The following is a 16,518-nucleotide window of genomic DNA, read 5'->3' on the forward strand; positions in this document are numbered from 1 at the left end:
GGGACCGTTGCATGGCAGAGCGCTTCGACAGGATCTGGCACAATGCCCGGCTCGCCACGATGCGGGCGGACCGTCCCGAACTCGGCGAGATCGAGCGTGGCGTGATCGCAGCGCGCGGCGGCCGTATCGTTTACGCCGGTGCAGAAGCAGATTTCCCGGCGGATGTGGACGCCGTCGAGCGGATCGATTGCCAGGGGCGCTGGATCACGCCGGGGCTCGTCGACTGCCACACCCATCTGGTCTACGGCGGCAACCGCGCCCACGAATTCGAGCTGCGCTTGAAGGGTGCAAGCTACGAGGAGATCGCGCGCGCCGGCGGCGGCATCGTCTCGACGGTCGCCGCCACGCGCAAGGCGAGTGAGGCCGAGCTCGTTGCAAGCGCGTTGCCGCGGCTTGATGCGCTGATCGGCGAGGGCGCCACCACCGTCGAGGTCAAATCCGGCTATGGCCTCGATACCGCAACCGAAATGCGCCAGCTCGCCGCGGCGCGCAGCATCAGTCGTCAACGGCCGGTTGCGATCCGCACGTCCTTCCTCGGCGCGCACGCGCTGCCGGTGGAAGCCGACGGCGACAAGGATCGTTACATCAATCTCGTCTGCAAGGAGATGCTGCCGGCTGTTGCAAAGGCTGGCCTTGCAGATGCCGTCGACGCCTTCATGGAGGGCATCGCGTTCTCCGCCGAGCAGACGGCGCGGGTGTTCGAGGCGGCGGCGGGACTCGGCCTGCCGGTCAAGCTTCATGCCGACCAGCTCTCGAACCTCGGCGGCGCTGCGCTCGCTGCGAAATTCTCAGCGTTGTCCGCCGATCACCTCGAGCACACCGACGAGGCCGGCGCCGCCGCGATGGCAAAGGCCGGAACGGTCGCCGTGCTGCTGCCCGGCGCATTCTACTTCATCCGCGAGACGCAAAAGCCGCCCGTCGAGATCTTTCGCCGGCACGGCATCCACATGGCGCTCGCGACCGACTGCAATCCCGGCAGCTCGCCACTGACCTCGTTGCTGCTCACCATGAACATGGCCGCGACGCTGTTCCGTATGAACGTGGCCGAGTGCCTTGCGGGTGTCACCCGTGAAGGCGCGCGGGCGCTCGGCGTGCTCGATGAAGCGGGCACGCTGGAAGCCGGCAAATGGTGCGATCTCGCGATCTGGGACATCGAGCGGCCCGCCGAGCTGGTCTACCGCATCGGATTCAATCCGCTGCATCGCAGAGTTTGGAGGGGGCAGTGACGGAGCAGGGGGCAGCGATCGTCGTCACGCCGGGAACGGTCAGCCTCGACGATCTCACGCGCGTGCTTGCAGGCGCGCCTGTTGTGCTCGATCCCTCGTTCTGGCCGCGCGTGGAGGCGGCTGCGGAGATTGTCGCGAAGGCCGCGCGAGCCGAAGCCCCCGTCTACGGCATCAACACGGGCTTCGGGAAGCTGGCGTCGAAGCGCATTCCGCCAGACCAGACCGAGCTGCTCCAGCGCAATTTGATCGTGTCGCATTGCTGCGGCGTCGGCCCCGCAACACCCGAGCCGATCGTTCGTCTGATGATGGCGCTGAAGATCGTCTCGCTCGGGCGCGGCGCCTCCGGCGTACGCCGCGAGGTGATCGAGCAGTTGCAACACATGCTGGCGCGGGGTGTCTTTCCTTTGGTGCCGCAGCAGGGTTCTGTCGGCGCCTCCGGCGATCTTGCCCCGCTGGCGCATATGACTGCCGTGATGATCGGTGAGGGGCAGGCGATCGTTGATGGCAAGACCGTGTCCGGCAGCGAGGCGCTCGCCGCCGCCGGCCTTGCGCGGTTGACGCTCGGCCCCAAGGAAGGTCTCGCGCTGATCAACGGCACGCAGTTTTCGACGGCTTATGCGATCTCCGGCGTGCTGCGTGCATTCCGCCTGGCGCGGGCCGCACTCGTGACCGGCGCATTGTCGGTGGATGCGGCAATGGCCTCGACCGCGCCGTTCCGCCCCGAGATCCAGGCGCTGCGCGGCCATGCCGGGCAGATCGCCGCGGCGGCGACGCTGATGGCGCTGCTGGATGGCAGTGACATCCGCCTGTCGCATCTCGAAGGCGACGAGCGCGTGCAGGATCCGTATTGCCTGCGCTGCCAGCCGCAGGTCGCAGGCGCGGCGCTCGACCTGATCACGCAGGCCGCGCGAACGCTGATCGTCGAGGCCAACGCCGTCACCGACAATCCGCTGGTGCTGGTCGAGAGCGGCGAGATCGTCTCCGGCGGCAATTTCCACGCCGAGCCGGTGGCCTTTGCCGCCGACGCGATCGCGCTTGCCCTGTCCGAGATCGGCGCGATCAGCGAGCGGCGCATCGCAACGCTGGTCGATCCCGCGCTCAATTTCGGCCTGCCGCCGTTCCTCACGCCAGACCCCGGCATCAATTCCGGCTTCATGATCGCCGAGGTGACGGCGGCGGCGCTCTATGCCGAGAACAAGCAGCGCGCTTCTGCCTGTTCGATCGACTCGACCCCGACCAGCGCTAATCAGGAAGATCACGTCTCGATGGCGGCGCATGCCGCGCGGCGCCTGTCCGACATGGCCGACAATCTCGCCGCCATCCTCGGCATCGAGCTGCTGGTCGCCGCGCAAGGCATCACGCTGCGCGCGCCGCATGCGACCAGCGTGCCGCTCATTGCCGTCATCGCCGCGCTGCGCGAGCAGGTGCCCGCGCTCGGCGCTGATCGCTACATGGCCGGCGATCTCGCCAAGGCCGCCGCGCTGGTCGAGGCCGATGCACTTCCGGCCGCGGCGATCGCGGCACTTTCATCAGATCCGTTTCCGAGACTTGATTAAGAGGTCCGCATGAACCGCCGACTGGACAATGACCGCACCATCCGCGCTCCCCGCGGCAGCGATATCAGCGCCAAGAGCTGGCTGACGGAAGCGCCGCTGCGCATGCTGATGAACAACCTCGATCCCGACGTCGCGGAGCGCCCGAGCGAGCTCGTCGTCTATGGCGGCATCGGCCGCGCCGCACGCGACTGGGACAGCTTCGACCGGATCGTCGCGGCCTTGCGCTCACTCGAAGCCGACCAGACGCTGCTGGTCCAGTCCGGCAAGCCGGTCGGCGTGTTCCGCACCCACGCTGACGCGCCGCGCGTGCTGATCGCGAACTCCAACATCGTGCCGCACTGGGCGACGCTCGATCATTTCAACGAGCTCGATCGCAAGGGCCTGATGATGTACGGTCAGATGACGGCCGGCTCCTGGATCTATATCGGCAGCCAGGGCATCGTGCAGGGCACCTACGAGACCTTCGTCGAGGTCGGACGTCGCCATTACGGCGGCAGCCTCGCCGGCAAATGGATCCTCACCGCCGGCCTTGGTGGCATGGGCGGTGCGCAGCCGCTAGCGGCGACCATGGCCGGCGCCTCGATGCTCGCGGTCGAATGTCAGCCGAGCCGCATCGAGATGCGGCTGCGCACCGGTTATCTCGACCAGCAGGCTGCGACGCTCGATGAAGCGCTGGCGATCATGGCGGACGCCGCGAAAACGAAGCAGGCGGTTTCGGTCGGCCTGCTCGGCAACGCCGCGGAGATTTTTCCTGAGCTGGTGCGCCGCGGTGTCAAGCCCGACATCGTCACCGACCAGACCAGCGCGCATGATCCGGTCAACGGATACTTGCCGAAGGGCTGGACGCTCGCCGAGTGGGAATCCAGGCGGGACTCCGATCCGAAGGCGGTCGAGCGCGCCTCCAAGACCTCGATGGTCGAGCACGTCCAGGCCATGCTGGACTTCCACGCGCAGGGCATTCCGACGCTCGACTACGGCAACAACATCCGCCAGATGGCGCAGGACATGGGCCTCAAGAACGCGTTCGATTTCCCGGGCTTCGTGCCCGCCTATATCCGCCCTCTGTTCTGCCGCGGGGTCGGCCCGTTCCGCTGGGCCGCGCTCTCGGGCGACCCTGAGGACATCTTCAGGACCGACGCGAAGGTGAAGGAGCTGATGCCTGACGACAAGCATCTGCACAATTGGCTCGACATGGCGAAGGCGCGCATCAAATTCCAGGGCCTGCCGGCACGGATCTGCTGGGTCGGCCTTGGCGATCGTCACCGGCTCGGCCTTGCCTTCAACGAGATGGTGGCGCGCGGCGAGTTGAAAGCCCCGATCGTGATCGGCCGCGATCATCTCGACAGCGGCTCGGTGGCAAGTCCCAACCGAGAGACCGAGGCGATGAAGGACGGATCGGATGCGGTGTCCGACTGGCCGCTGCTGAACGCGCTGCTCAATTGCGCAAGCGGCGCGACCTGGGTCTCGCTGCACCATGGCGGCGGCGTCGGCATCGGCTATTCGCAGCACGCCGGCATGGTGATCGTTGCTGACGGCACCCCGGAAGCGGCCAAGCGGATCGAACGTGTGCTCTGGAACGATCCTGCGAGCGGTGTGATGCGCCATGCCGACGCGGGCTACGACTTCGCGATCGACTGCGCGCGCGAGAAGGGGCTCGATCTGCCGAGCCTTTCCACGTAACGCCTTCAGTCGCTCTCCAGAAGCCTCGGCATCGTCGTCTTCGCGCCGTCCATGAATGTCTGGACGGCGTCGCGGACGATCGCGTCGAGGTCTGATGGAATCGGCGTCTCGTAGATGAACTTGCGGATAGCCAGATAGAAGATGCGGCCGTGCAGGCCCCAGAACAGCTCGGTCTCGCGTTCACTCAATGCGTGAGCCTTTGCGTCGGGTAGCTTCAGCTCGTGGCGCAGCTCGGCGGCCGCGGGCTCGATGATCTCGCGTCTGACGATGTCGAGATAGCGGCTGGTGATGCCGAACGACTTCATGCCGGAGAACACGAAGATCCGCACCCAATTGTACTCGAACACGCGGTCGACATAGTCGAGATAGAAGCGTGTCAGCCTCGCTTCCAGCGACAACGAACGATCGCGGATCATCGGTCCCCAATCGGGCGACCAGCGGCTGAGATAGACCTCCTGATAGACCCGCTCGATCAGTGCTTCCTTGCTCGGGAAGTGGCGATAGATCGCCGAATGCGTGATGCCCATGCGCTTGGCGAGCTCGCGGGTCTGACCCTCGAAGCCGCGCTCGGCGAAGAAGCGGATCGCCTCGTCCACGATCGCGCGCTCGCGGTCAGCGGCACGCATGTTGCGGCGCTTTGGCGCAGACTTGCTGCCTGTCTCGGTCCCCTTGCGGGGCGGTCGCTTCGCCGTTCTCTGCGCTTTTCGGGCCATTTCGTCGCTGAATCGCACGCCTTGCTTCCTTCATAGCCCAAGGTGCTTTTGTGACCAAATGGTCATTTCCTGTTGACGGCCCCTGAGGGGCGTGTCAGGATTTTGAGACCAGATGGTTACAAATCTGGCGTCCGCGGCCGATGGGCCGAGGCATCTCGAGGAAACGGCAGTGAAGGCGAGGGCTTTCAGCTATTTTCGTGCTGCGACGATCGACCAGGCGCTCGACGCTCACGCGCGTGCCGGGGACGATGCGCGTTTCATCGCCGGCGGCCAGAGCCTGGTGCCGGCGCTGTCGCTGCGGCTGCAGGCGACGCGGCTGCTGATCGACATCACCCACATTGACGAACTGCGCGGTGTCAGGCGCGAAGGCGATGCTTTGCGCATCGGCGCGCTGACGCGCCATTGCGAGATGCTGAGTGAGCCGTTGATCGCCGAGTTTGCGCCGCTGCTGCACGCGGCGGCGCCGTTCGTCGCGCATCCGGCCATCCGCAACCGCGGCACGTTCGGGGGCAGCATTGCCCTCGCCGATCCCGCCTCCGAATTTCCGGCGATGACGCTGGCGCTCGATGCCGAGGTCGAGATCGCCGGCCCTTCCGGCCGCCGGCGCGTCAAGGCCGACGATTTCTTCATCGACCTGTTCGAGACCGCGTTGCAGGCTGGCGAACTGATCACCGCAATCTACGTTCCGCTGTTCAAGGTCGGTCAGCGCTTTGCCTTCGACGAGCTGGCGCGGCGGCGCGGGGATTACGCGCTGGTCGGGTGCGGCATGCTCGCAACCTGCACCGACGAGCGTATCGACGACATCCGCATCTCTTTCTTCTCGGTCGGAAATACACCAACGCGGGTGAAGGGGGTTGAGGCCACATTGATCGGCGCGAGGCTGGATGCGGAACGCATCGCCGCCGCGCAAGGAGCGCTCGAAGGCGATCTCGCGCCGCCCGACAGTGACGAGGTGCCTCCGGCGATGCGCCTGCATCTCGCGCGCGTGTTGCTGGGACGCCTGCTCGGACGTCTCGGAGAGGGCGCATGAGTGGCTTCGATGAAACTCTGCTGGACGAGGCCGACGAGACGGTGCGCATTCGCCTGGTCGTCAACGGCCGCAAGATCGCGTGTGAGGTCGCGCCGCGCGAGACGCTGGTCGATTGTCTGCGCGACAAGCTGGAGCTGACCGGTACGCATGCGGGCTGCGAGATGGGAGCCTGCGGCGCCTGTCTGGTGCAGATTGACGGCCGTGCCGCGCATTCCTGCTTGATCTTTGCGGTGCAAGCCGACGGCGCCAGGATTGAGACGATCGAAGGTCTGACCGAGAGCGGAGTGATCGCCGACCTCCAGGCTGAGTTCCACCGCCGCAATGCGCTGCAATGCGGCTTCTGCACGCCGGGCATGTTGGTCAATGCCCAGGAGCTGCTCTCGCAAGCGACGCAGCCGAGCCGGGAGGACATCCGCGACGCACTTTCGGGCAATTACTGCCGCTGCACCGGCTATGAGGCGATCATCGACGCCATCGATGCTGTGGCGAAAGCGCGCCGCGAAAGCGGAGGCGCGACATGAGTGCGCCGCTGACCTCGATCGACCGCCCGAACTCCTATATCGGCCGCTCTGTGCCGCGGCCCAACGCAAAGCGCCTGCTCGCCGGGCGCGGGCGCTATGTCAGCGATCTCAGGCTGCCACGCATGCTCCATGCTGCGTTCCTGCGCAGCCCGCATGCGCATGCGAGGATCGTCTCGATCAATATCGACGAGGCGCGCGCGCTCGAAGGCGTGCATCTCGTTGCCGCGGGCGCCGAGCTCGCCAAGATCTGCACGCCTTGGACCGGCACGCTCGATCATTTCAAGGGCATGACCTCCGCGCCGCAACTGCCGCTGCCGCTGGATCGCGTGGTCTGGGCCGGGCAGGCCGTGGTCGCTGTCGTCGCTGAAACCCGGGCGATCGCCGAGGACGCGCTGGAACTGATCGAGGTCGACTACGAGGATCTTCCTGTGGTCGTCGACATTGACGGCGCACGAGAGGCCGGCAGTGCGCTGGTCAATCCCGGCAGTGCGAATAACACCTGCTTCCGCAGCCAGCTCGAGAGCGGCACTGTCGATGACGCCTTTGCGCATGCCGCCCACGTGGTGGAAGAGGAGTTCACCTTCGGTCGCCACACCGCGGTGACGCTGGAGCCGCGCGCCATCGTCGCCGACTACGATCCTTCTGCCGGCATGCTCACCGTGCATCACGGCACCCAAACGCCGTACCAATTCCAGGACCTCTATTCGCGGCATTATGGCATCGCCGAGGCCCGCGTTCGCGTGATCGCAACTGACATCGGCGGCTCCTTCGGGATGAAGCTGCATGTCTATCACGAGGACATGGCGGTGGTGGGCCTCTCGATCCTGCTGGGCCGGCCCGTGAAGTACGTCGCTGATCGCATGGAATCCTTCGTCTCCGATATCCACGCCCGCGACCACCGCGTGCGCGCCCGCATGGCGCTGGATGCCAAGGGCGAGATCCTGGCGATGGACGTGCTCGATTTGACCGCGATCGGCGCGTTCTCGACCTACCCGCGCACCAGCGTCGTCGAGGGCAACCAGGTGATCCGCCTGATCGGCGCGCCCTATCGTTTCAAGAACTATCGTGCTGCCCTTGAAGTGATCTTCCAGAACAAGGTGCAGACCAGCCAATATCGCGCCGTCGGCCATCCCATCGCCTGCGCCGTCACCGAGCGGCTGGTCGACATGGCTGCCGCGAAGATTGGCCTCGATCCCTTCGCCATCCGCGTGCAGAACGTGATTGCGGATCATGCCTATCCGCAGACGTCGCCAACCGGATACCGCTTCGAGGCGTTGTCGCATCAGGCTTGCCTGAAGCGGCTGCGTGAAATCATGGACTATGACAGCTTGCGTGCCGAGCAGGCGGATTTGCGAAAGCGCGGTGTTCATCGCGGCATTGGTATTGCGACCTTTGTCGAGATCACCAATCCCAGCCCCGCCTTCTACGGCGTCGGTGGCGCGCGAATCTCGTCACAGGATGGCGCGATCGTCAGTCTGACCCCGTCGGGCGAGGTGCGTTGCCTGATCTCGGTCACTGAGCAGGGGCAGGGCACCGAGGCGATCATCAGCCAGATCGTTGCCGATCAGCTTGGCCTCGCGCAGGAGCACGTCAAGGTCGTCACCGGCGATACCGAGGTGACGCCGCATGGCGGTGCCACCTGGGCCTGCCGCGGCGCCGGCATCGGAGGGGAGACCGCGCTGCAGGCCACGCGCACTCTCAAGCGCAACATCCTGGAGATCGCCGCGCTCATCTTGCAGGAGCAGCCGTCGGCACTCGATATCGTCGATGGCAAGGTGGTCGACGCCGCGACGCGCAACACGCGCCTGCCGATTTCCGAGATCGCGCGCATCGCCTATTTCCGCTCCGACACGCTTCCGCCGGGCACACAGGCGCAGCTCACCGTAAGCCATCATTTCGCGCCGCAGGGCTATCCGTTTGCCTTCACCAACGGCATCCAGGGCTGCTCGCTGGAGGTCGACGTCGAGACCGGCTTCATCAAGCTCTTGAAGCATTTCATCGTCGAGGATTGTGGCCGCGTCATCAATCCGATGCTGGTCGACGAGCAGCTTCGCGGCGGTATCGTGCAGGGGCTGGGCGCGGCACTGTTCGAGGAATGCCGCTACAGCGAGACCGGCCAGCTCATGAACGGCTCGCTCGCCGATTACCTTGTTCCGATGGCAATGGAGATGCCGGACATCGTCATCGCCCATGTCGAGACGCCGACCGCCGACACCGAGCTCGGCGCCAAGGGTGTCGGCGAAGCGGGCACCGCCGCGGCCTCGGCTGCCGTGCTCAACGCCGTCAACGACGCGCTCGCGCCGTTCGATGCGACGATCAATTCCATCCCGATCACGCCTGCCAAAGTCCTGAAAGCCCTGAAGCGATTCTAGAAAAAAGACCATTGGAGGAAACCATGCCCAAATCCGGCTCGACCCCGAGAATAACCCGCCGCACCGCGCTCGCCGGCCTTTCGGCCGGCGCAGCTTTGCTCGCCATGCCCCGGATCGGCCGCGCGGCCGACGAGACGATCCGCATCGGCTTTCCGACCCCGCTCACCGGCCCCTTCGCGGCGGAAGCGCGCGATCAGGTCAAATGTGCCGAGCTCGCGGTGAAGCTCGTCAACGACAAGGGCGGCATCGGCGGCCGCAAGGTCGACCTCTTGGTGCGCGACGACAAGCTCAACGCCGGTGAGGCCGCGACCCGCACGCTCGAGCTGATCGAGAAGGACAAGGTTCATGCCGTGGTCGGCGCGCTCTCCAGCGCGGTGCAACTCGCGGTCAACGAGGTCACGCGCGCCCGCGGCGTGATCTACGTCTCGATCAGCCAGTCGGACACCATCAACGAGGCCAAGGATTTCAGCAAGTACACCTTCCACGAGGCGCTCAACCCGCACATGACGACGGCGGCAGTGGCGCGGCAGACCCTGAAGAAAGGCATGAAAGTCGCGCATCTCGTCGCCGACTATGCCTACGGGCATGAAATGCTGCGCGGCTTCAAGCGCGCGCAGGCGGCGATCGGCGCGGACAATGTCGGCGAGATCCTGCATCCGTTCGGCGCCGCCGACTATTCCACCTTCATGCCGCGCCTGATGTCGATGCGGCCCGACGTGCTCTGCATCTCCAATTTCGGTCGCGACCAGGCCAATGCGATCAAGCAGGCGGTGGATTTCGGCGTCAAGCAGCAGATGAAAATCGTCGTGCCCGTCATCCTGCACAACCAGCGGCTCGCGGTCGGCCCCGATGTGTTCGAGGGCGTGGTCGGCGGCGCCAATTACTACTGGGGCCTGGAGGCGCAGAGTAAGTCGGCAGCCGCGTTCAACGCCGCGTTCAAGGCCGCCAATGGCGGCGCCATCCCGACCGATTACGGCGCCTACGGCTATTCGGGTGTCGGATCGTTGCTGGCCGCGATGCAGACCGCGGGCGGCACCGACACCGACAAGGTCGTCGATGCGCTCGAAAAGCTGCAATACGATCTGACCAAGGGCCCGCAGCACTACCGCAAATGCGACCATCAATCGGTACAGTCGGTGCTGGTGCTGGAGTCCAAGAAGAAGTCGGCCATGGCGGGCGACAACGATCTGTTCGCGATCCTCGCCAACGCCGCAGGCTCGGACGACATGCTGCGCAGTTGCAGCGAGCTCGGCCACGCCACCTGAAGCCTGACCGATGGACCTGTCGCTGATCATCATGCAGCTTCTCTCCGGGATCGCCCTTGGGGCGGTCCTGGTGATCACTGCGCTTGGGCTGACGATCGTGTTCGGCATGCTCGGGGTGGTCAATTTCGCCCATGGCGCGCTGTTCATGATCGGTGCCTATGCGGGACTGTATCTGGCATCGCTCACCGGCAGCTTCTGGTGGGGGCTGTTGCTCGCGCCGATCCTGATCGGCGCCTTCGGCATGCTGATTGAGTTCGTCCTGATCCGCAGGCTCTACGGGCGCTCGATCGACGATCCGCTGCTGCTCACTTTCGGCCTCAGCTATGTCCTGGTCGAGGGCGTGCGTATCGTGTTCGGGAGCGACGGAATTCCGTTTCCGACCCCGCCGCAGCTGATCGGCGTGCTCGATCTCGGCATCGGATTCTTCCCGCGTTACCGCCTGTTCGTCATTGCGCTCGTGGCGGTGGTGTTGCTGGCGCTCTGGCTGGCACTGGAGAAGACTCGCGTCGGCCTGATCGTTCGCGCCGGCGCCCGCGATCCCACAATCATGCAGGTGCTCGGCGTCGATATCGGCCGGGTCTGGCTTGCGATCTTCGGTCTCGGTGTCGGGCTTGCCGCGCTGGGCGGCGTGCTCGCGGGGCCGATGCGCAGCGTCAACCCGGAAATGGGCTCTCTGGTGCTGGCCGAAGCCTTTGTCGTCACCGTGATTGGCGGCCTCGGCTCGATCGTCGGTGCGGTTGTGGCCGGCCTCATGGTCGGCATTTCCATCAGCCTTGTCGCGCTGTTCGCGCCGGAGATGGCGACCATCGTCATGTTCGCGTTGATGGCGGTAGTGCTGCTGATCCGCCCGCAGGGCCTGTTCGGCGTGAGAGGGAGGACAGCGTGACGCACCCTTCTGGCGGCGAGGCTCTCGCCAAATCTGCGTCGGGCGGGCTCGACCGGATTCTCGACCACCGCGTGCTGCTCTCGATCATCGTTCTGGCCATATTGCCCTGGCTGCTGCCGTCCAAGGCGCTGGCCGTCAACGTCCTGATCTACGGCATCGTGGTGATGGGCTACAACCTGCTGTTCGGCTACACGGGGCTGTTGTCGTTCGGTCAGGCGGCGTTCTTCGGTGCGGGAGCGTACTTCACCGGCATTGCGATCGGCCGCTACGGCGTGCCGTGGTTTGCCGCGGTCGCGCTTGCCGTACTGCTCAGCACCTGCCTCGCGGCTGTGATTGGAATCATCTCGACGCGTACCCGCGGCATCTATTTCTCCATGGTGACGCTCGCGCTGGCGCAGCTCGTCTATTACGTCGCGCTCCAGGCCGCCTCCTTCACCGGCGGCGAGAACGGCCTGCGCGGCTTCACCGTCGACCGCATCAGCCTGTTCGGCCTTCAGGTCAATTTCCTCGACCCCGTGAACAAGTACTACGTACTGATGGCCTTTGCGGCGCTGGCGATGTGGTTCCAGTCGCGCATCCTCAACTCGCCTTTCGGGGCCGTCATCGAGGCGATCCGCGAGAACGAACAGCGGGCGCGGGCCTGCGGCTACGACGTCGAACGCAGCAAGCTGCTCGTGTTCATGCTGTCGGGCGCGATCTCGTCACTCGGCGGCTGCATGCTGGCGCTGCATCTATCGATCGTGCCGCTCGACATCTTGCACTACCAGACCTCGGGCATGATCGTGATGATGGTGTTGCTCGGGGGCGCTCGCAGCTTCTTCGGGCCCTTCGTCGGCGCGGCCAGCTTCCTGATCCTGGAGGACGTCATCTCGCTCTGGACGCCGCATTGGCAGATCTTCGTCGGCGCGATCTTCGTCCTGTTCGTGCTATTCCTGCCCAAGGGCATCTGGGGAACGCTGCTGGACGCTCTCGGCGTCGGAAAGGCGCGGCCGTGAGCGAGAAGTTGCTTCGCGCCGAAGGCATCGGCAAACGCTTTGGCGGCTTCGTCGCGCTCGAAGGCATCACGGTGTCGTTCGCGGCCGGCCAGCTCACCTCGATCATCGGGCCGAACGGTGCCGGCAAGAGCACATTCTTCAACATCCTCTCCGGTGCGTTGACTCCGACGTCGGGCAATCTCCATTTCAAGGGGCGCGAGCTCAACGGCCTGCCACAGCACCGCTTCGTCCATCGGGGCATTTCGCGCTCGTATCAGATTACGAACATCTTTCCGGACCTGTCCGTCCACGAGAACGTCCGCGTGGCGGCCCAGGCACTGTCCGTGAGCTACGACATCTGGCGCAACCGCACCCGGCTGTCCGAGCTGAATGCGCGTGCTGACGGTGCGCTCGAGGCTGTCGGATTGCTCGGCAAGCGCAGCGATCTGGCAAAGTTCCTCGCGCATGGCCAACAGCGGGCGCTGGAGATCGCGATCGCGCTGGTCTCGGAGCCGGAACTGCTGCTGCTCGACGAGCCGACCGCCGGCATGGGGCCCGAAGAGACCAAGGAGATGGTTGCGCTGCTGGAGCGCCTCGCCGACAAACGCACCGTGCTCCTGGTCGAGCACAAGATGAAGATGGTGCTGGGCCTGTCCAAGCGCGTCGTCGTGCTGCACCACGGCCGCCTGCTCGCGGACGGCGCGCCCGACGAGATCAGGAGTAATCCGGACGTCCGCCGGGTCTATCTCGGACAGAGTGAAGGCTATGGCTGAGACAGCACTGCTCGAAATCGAGGACCTGCACGCCTGGTATGGTGCCAGCCACATCCTCCACGGCATTTCCCTGCACGTGAAGGAGGGCGAGGTGGTCGCTCTCGTCGGCCGCAACGGCGCCGGCAAGACCACAACCTTGCGGGCGATGATGGGTCTGATGCCGAAGGCGACCGGCCGCGTGCGCTTCGCGGGCAGGGAGCTCCTGCCATTGCGTGCGCATCAGCGCTTCCACCTCGGCCTCGCCTACGTGCCCGAAGAGCGTCGCATCGTCCCGGGCCTGTCCGTGCGCGAGAACCTCCGGCTCGGCCTCGTCGCTGCCGGCAGCGGCATCGAGGAACGGGCGGCGATCGACGAGATCGCCGAGACCTTTCCGCGCCTGAAGGAGCGCCTCGACCAGGAGGGCGTGACGCTCTCCGGCGGCGAGCAACAGATGCTGGCGATCGCGCGCGCGTTGATTGCGAGGCCCAAAATGATCCTGCTCGACGAGCCCTCGGAGGGCATCATGCCCGTTCTGGTCGAGGAGATGGGCGCGCTGTTCCGCCGCCTGCGTGACGAGGGCAAGACGCTGTTGCTGGTGGAGCAGAACGTCGAATGGGCGCTCCGCTTGGCCGATCGCGCCGTGATCATCGACCAGGGCGAGGTGGTGCATCAGAGCAGCGCCGCGGCGCTGCTCGCGGACAAGGACATCCAGGAGCGCTATTGCGCGGTGTGACCTCAGGCCACGACCTTGGCCCCGGCGCCGTCGAGGCGGAATTGCTCCTTCGCCAGATAGTCGCCAATCGCATCGCCCGGCATGGGTTTTGCGAAATAATAGCCCTGGATGAAGTCGCACCCCAGGCGGCGCAGGGTGTCGAGCTGGGCGCGAAAGCGTCGAACTGCGCCCGCATCAGATCCGGATTGTCGGCCGGAACGCGAAACAACCGCATTGCGGCGGCGAGGTGAGACTTCAAATCGGCAAGGCATTGAAATACGAGCCCCTGAAAACGCGGCCGATCTTGCATGGTGGCGGCAAAGGGCGCGTTAGATCGATCGTACGCCAAGGGCCAGCGCAGGTTGCACGCTACTGCGGACCTTTTGGGCCCCGTGCGTTGGTGAGGCGGCGTTAAGGATAGGGGCCGCAAATGCAGCGCTTCGGCTGCAAAGTTCTGCAAAGCCGCGCGACGCTTTGCTAACCACGCGCGTCGGGCTGACGACCTGCCGCACCTCCCCTGGTCCGGGAAAGGTGCCAGGCCGAATCCGATCGCCGCTACTTCTTTTCCAGCGCAGCGGTCTGCTTGGCGAGTTGCTTGTCGAATTCTTCCGACAGGCCGGTCACATAGGTCGCAAGCTCGCCCGGTTTGACGAATGGATTCGGCGCGCCGTCCTTCATCTGCGCCCGCTTGGCCTGCATGCCATAGACCTCCGGGTGTGGCCCGAGCAGCACGTCGATCTTCATCGCCTTGGCCTTGACGTAGGTCGCCCGGTAGTCGTCGACGATGCCCGGATAGGTCGGCTGGCCGACCAGCCTGTTCAGGGCCACCGTGCCGCTGCAGAAGAACAGCACCTGGTGGTTCTGGTCGCCGTCCCCAACGGTCATCTCCCAGCTCGTGCAGCCGGGCGAATGGCCGGGCGTCGCATGTGCGGTGAGGGTAGCGTCGCCGAGCGTGACCTTGTCGCCTTCCTTCACCGTGCGGTCGACCTTCACCGGGGGAAAGGTGAGATCCTCGTTCTTCTCTTCGCCGGGATAGTAGCCGCCTTCGAGCAGAGGCTTGTCGCGCTCGCCGGCCACGAGCTGCGCACCGGTCTCCTTCTTGATCTCTGCAAAACCGCCGGTGTGATCGAGATGCGCGTGCGAGTTGAGGACCATCTTGATGTCGGCAACCTTGAAGCCGAGCTTGGCGATGTTGTCCTTGATCATGCCGGTTGACTGGGGCATTGCCGTATCTATCAGGATCAGGCCCTGCGATGTCTTGATGACATAGACGGCAATGCCTTCGGTGCCGACATAGTAGATGTTGCCGATGAGCTGGAACGGCTCGAAAGGTGCTGTCCACTTCTGCATGACCGACGCCAGGAAAGCCTTGAGGGTCTGTGCTTGCGCGCCCGTCGCGAACAATGCCAGTGCGCACAGCGCGGCCGTGAATGTTCTCATGGTTTTCCTCCCATAGTGTTCTTGTCGTTCTGATCGGGCGGATGTCGCGGCTCGACCGCGCGCAGGTTACGTTGCAGCCGGCGTCACGGGCAACGGCTTCGTATGAGGAAAATTTACGTGCCGCGCGGGAACAAGAGCGTGTCGACAGAAAGCCGCTTTAGGTTGATCGCGGGAGAAAGGGATCAGGCGAGAGCGGCCTGGCGTTCCTGCGCTGGTTCGCGGCCGCGCTCGATTTTCGAGGGCTCTGCGAGCCGCGTGAAACTGTGCCGGCTCGCCTGCCCGGGCGCCTCGAGGATAACGCCCTCGCAGACGATCTGTCCGCCGAGCATCTTGAATTCCAGCTTGTCGTAGCGCGGCATCGTCTCGCCGGGAGCGGGTGGAAGCAGTCCGACGCTTCCCTGAATGTTCAGCGTGGCTTCGCCGGTGCCGTGCAGCCGCGGATTCCACATCCTGATCCCGGTTTCCACCCAGCGCTGCCGGATCAGCGCGGTGCGATCGGCGGGTTCCGCGGTCCTTGCGCGACCTTTCGGCGTGCTGCGGCTCTCGGCAGGGGGAGACACGAGAGCCGGCTCGATGTCGGTGGCGACGCCGGCCGTGTCGGGGGAACTCTGCGCCGCGGCCACCGCTGTGACGGGCGCAGCAACGTCCGCAGCACCCGGCTCGGTTGCCGCCATGGCGCCGGGGAAAGGATCGCTGTGGAAACGAGCCTCAGGGAATGGCTCTGCCAGCCCCTCGCTGCCGACAAGCGTGACACACGGCTCCTCTACGGTCGCCTCAATATCCACCATGACGGCAGGGGAACGATCATCGTTGACGGCGAGAGCGCGGGCGGCATCCGGAGCGCTCTCGACACCGACGGACGACGGCGATGCCTCCTCCGCGACAACGAACCCAGCGTCGGTCGGTTCGCTGACGACGCCGACGGCGGCCGGGTCCGCATCGACGGCCTCGACGTTCGTCGAGATTTCAACAGCCGGGTCATCGCTGGCGACGGATTCTTCGGCTGTCGCGATTTCGATCTGGATGGTCGAGACCGAAGCCCGCTCCACGATGACCGGTTCGATCTCCGATGGCGTCTCCCGCGAAGAATCGTCGCTGCCGCCGGCATCGGCTGGCGCTGCCGGCGGGCTCTCCGCCATGACAGAGATGGCGACGTCATCTTCGGCGGACCGAGTCGCGCACGCGATCTCGACGTCGTCGCGCGCCGAAACTGCGCTGATATCGGTGATTTGAGCCGGAGCGGCTTTCGTGATGTTCTCGGCCGCGATGCCTTCGGCGATGACGGACGAGATGTCTGCGGTGAGCGGGTTGACGTCAATGCTGCCGCCATGCGGCACGGGCCGAAGCCGGGTGAATGCCCATTTCACCGCGGGGATGCGGCGCAGCAACGA

The 16,518-nt window shown here is 65.3% G+C and carries 15 protein-coding genes; 11 read left to right on the top strand and 4 right to left on the bottom strand.

Translation table 11 applies throughout. The features are described from left to right. Positions 1-11: 11 nt before the first annotated feature. Genes hutI through hutU form a run of 3 tightly spaced genes read left to right on the top strand, consistent with a single transcriptional unit; the run spans position 12 to position 4,462 of the window. Positions 12-1,226 carry an imidazolonepropionase gene (gene hutI / locus ACFDR6_RS19580; RefSeq protein ID WP_375859209.1) on the top strand — a complete coding sequence of 405 codons (1,215 nt, stop codon included), beginning with the start codon at positions 12-14 and terminating at the stop codon, positions 1,224-1,226. Then, entirely contained in the window at positions 1,223-2,782 is a 1,560-nt protein-coding gene (hutH, locus tag ACFDR6_RS19585) for a histidine ammonia-lyase (protein WP_375859210.1), read from the top strand. The genes hutI and hutH overlap by 4 nt, the downstream gene beginning before the upstream one ends. Before the next feature lie 9 nt (positions 2,783-2,791). Then, positions 2,792-4,462, top strand: a complete 1,671-nt coding sequence (gene hutU / locus ACFDR6_RS19590; protein WP_375859211.1) for a urocanate hydratase — start codon at positions 2,792-2,794, stop codon at positions 4,460-4,462. Between the two features lie 5 nt (positions 4,463-4,467). On the opposite strand, the gene ACFDR6_RS19595 is transcribed toward hutU, so the two are convergent. Then, positions 4,468-5,088, bottom strand: a complete 621-nt coding sequence (locus ACFDR6_RS19595; protein WP_212080972.1) for a TetR/AcrR family transcriptional regulator — start codon at positions 5,086-5,088, stop codon at positions 4,468-4,470. Between the two features lie 256 nt (positions 5,089-5,344). Here ACFDR6_RS19595 and ACFDR6_RS19600 point away from each other — a divergent pair, with 256 nt between their 5' ends. Genes ACFDR6_RS19600 through ACFDR6_RS19635 form a run of 8 tightly spaced genes read left to right on the top strand, consistent with a single transcriptional unit; the run spans position 5,345 to position 13,708 of the window. Next, complete coding sequence (locus ACFDR6_RS19600) at positions 5,345-6,205, top strand: FAD binding domain-containing protein (RefSeq protein WP_212080973.1); 861 nt, start codon at positions 5,345-5,347, stop codon at positions 6,203-6,205. Beyond that, positions 6,202-6,726 (top strand): (2Fe-2S)-binding protein, encoded by a 525-nt coding sequence (locus ACFDR6_RS19605; protein WP_375859212.1) that lies wholly within the window; start codon positions 6,202-6,204, stop codon positions 6,724-6,726. Before ACFDR6_RS19600 ends, ACFDR6_RS19605 begins: the two co-directional genes overlap by 4 nt. After that, positions 6,723-9,098: a xanthine dehydrogenase family protein molybdopterin-binding subunit gene (locus ACFDR6_RS19610; protein WP_375859213.1), complete on the top strand. Its 2,376-nt coding sequence runs from the start codon at positions 6,723-6,725 to the stop codon at positions 9,096-9,098. The genes ACFDR6_RS19605 and ACFDR6_RS19610 overlap by 4 nt, the downstream gene beginning before the upstream one ends. Before the next feature lie 23 nt (positions 9,099-9,121). Next, the gene (locus tag ACFDR6_RS19615; protein ID WP_375859214.1) at positions 9,122-10,363 is read left to right on the top strand and encodes an ABC transporter substrate-binding protein; all 1,242 of its coding nucleotides are present in this window, start codon (positions 9,122-9,124) and stop codon (positions 10,361-10,363) included. A 10-nt stretch (positions 10,364-10,373) separates the two neighbouring features. After that, positions 10,374-11,249, top strand: a complete 876-nt coding sequence (locus tag ACFDR6_RS19620; protein ID WP_161966383.1) for a branched-chain amino acid ABC transporter permease — start codon at positions 10,374-10,376, stop codon at positions 11,247-11,249. Continuing rightward, positions 11,246-12,244 (top strand): branched-chain amino acid ABC transporter permease, encoded by a 999-nt coding sequence (locus tag ACFDR6_RS19625; RefSeq protein ID WP_212080977.1) that lies wholly within the window; start codon positions 11,246-11,248, stop codon positions 12,242-12,244. The genes ACFDR6_RS19620 and ACFDR6_RS19625 overlap by 4 nt, the downstream gene beginning before the upstream one ends. After that, complete coding sequence (locus tag ACFDR6_RS19630) at positions 12,241-12,996, top strand: ABC transporter ATP-binding protein (RefSeq protein WP_375859215.1); 756 nt, start codon at positions 12,241-12,243, stop codon at positions 12,994-12,996. Before ACFDR6_RS19625 ends, ACFDR6_RS19630 begins: the two co-directional genes overlap by 4 nt. After that, positions 12,989-13,708: an ABC transporter ATP-binding protein gene (locus tag ACFDR6_RS19635; protein WP_212080979.1), complete on the top strand. Its 720-nt coding sequence runs from the start codon at positions 12,989-12,991 to the stop codon at positions 13,706-13,708. Before ACFDR6_RS19630 ends, ACFDR6_RS19635 begins: the two co-directional genes overlap by 8 nt. A gap of 2 nt (positions 13,709-13,710) precedes the next feature. Here ACFDR6_RS19635 and ACFDR6_RS19640 read toward each other — a convergent pair whose 3' ends face one another. From ACFDR6_RS19640 to ACFDR6_RS19650, 3 genes are all read right to left on the bottom strand, one after another. Continuing rightward, positions 13,711-13,959: a hypothetical protein gene (locus ACFDR6_RS19640; protein WP_375859575.1), complete on the bottom strand. Its 249-nt coding sequence runs from the start codon at positions 13,957-13,959 to the stop codon at positions 13,711-13,713. Between the two features lie 283 nt (positions 13,960-14,242). Continuing rightward, positions 14,243-15,127, bottom strand: a complete 885-nt coding sequence (blaBJP, locus tag ACFDR6_RS19645) for a BJP family subclass B3 metallo-beta-lactamase (RefSeq protein WP_375859216.1) — start codon at positions 15,125-15,127, stop codon at positions 14,243-14,245. A gap of 182 nt (positions 15,128-15,309) precedes the next feature. Further along, positions 15,310-16,515, bottom strand: coding sequence for a hypothetical protein (locus tag ACFDR6_RS19650; RefSeq protein ID WP_375859217.1), 1,206 nt, complete (start codon positions 16,513-16,515; stop codon positions 15,310-15,312). Between the last annotated feature and the right edge of the window lie 3 nt (positions 16,516-16,518).

The sequence above is a fragment of the Bradyrhizobium tunisiense genome (assembly GCF_042263385.1).
Taxonomy (GTDB): Bacteria; Pseudomonadota; Alphaproteobacteria; order Rhizobiales; family Xanthobacteraceae; genus Bradyrhizobium; species Bradyrhizobium tunisiense.

Excerpts from the sequence above, each read along its gene's own strand:
- hutI (WP_375859209.1), top strand. The coding sequence starts at position 12 with ATGGCAGAGCGCTTCGACAGGATCTGGCACAATGCCCGGCTCGCCACG.
- hutU (WP_375859211.1), top strand. The coding sequence starts at position 2,792 with ATGAACCGCCGACTGGACAATGACCGCACCATCCGCGCTCCCCGCGGC.
- ACFDR6_RS19595 (WP_212080972.1), bottom strand. The coding sequence starts at position 5,088 with ATGCGTGCCGCTGACCGCGAGCGCGCGATCGTGGACGAGGCGATCCGC.
- ACFDR6_RS19605 (WP_375859212.1), top strand. The coding sequence starts at position 6,202 with ATGAGTGGCTTCGATGAAACTCTGCTGGACGAGGCCGACGAGACGGTG.
- ACFDR6_RS19610 (WP_375859213.1), top strand. The coding sequence starts at position 6,723 with ATGAGTGCGCCGCTGACCTCGATCGACCGCCCGAACTCCTATATCGGC.
- ACFDR6_RS19615 (WP_375859214.1), top strand. The coding sequence starts at position 9,122 with ATGCCCAAATCCGGCTCGACCCCGAGAATAACCCGCCGCACCGCGCTC.
- ACFDR6_RS19620 (WP_161966383.1), top strand. The coding sequence starts at position 10,374 with ATGGACCTGTCGCTGATCATCATGCAGCTTCTCTCCGGGATCGCCCTT.
- ACFDR6_RS19635 (WP_212080979.1), top strand. The coding sequence starts at position 12,989 with ATGGCTGAGACAGCACTGCTCGAAATCGAGGACCTGCACGCCTGGTAT.
- ACFDR6_RS19640 (WP_375859575.1), bottom strand. The coding sequence starts at position 13,959 with ATGCCTTGCCGATTTGAAGTCTCACCTCGCCGCCGCAATGCGGTTGTT.
- blaBJP (WP_375859216.1), bottom strand. The coding sequence starts at position 15,127 with ATGAGAACATTCACGGCCGCGCTGTGCGCACTGGCATTGTTCGCGACG.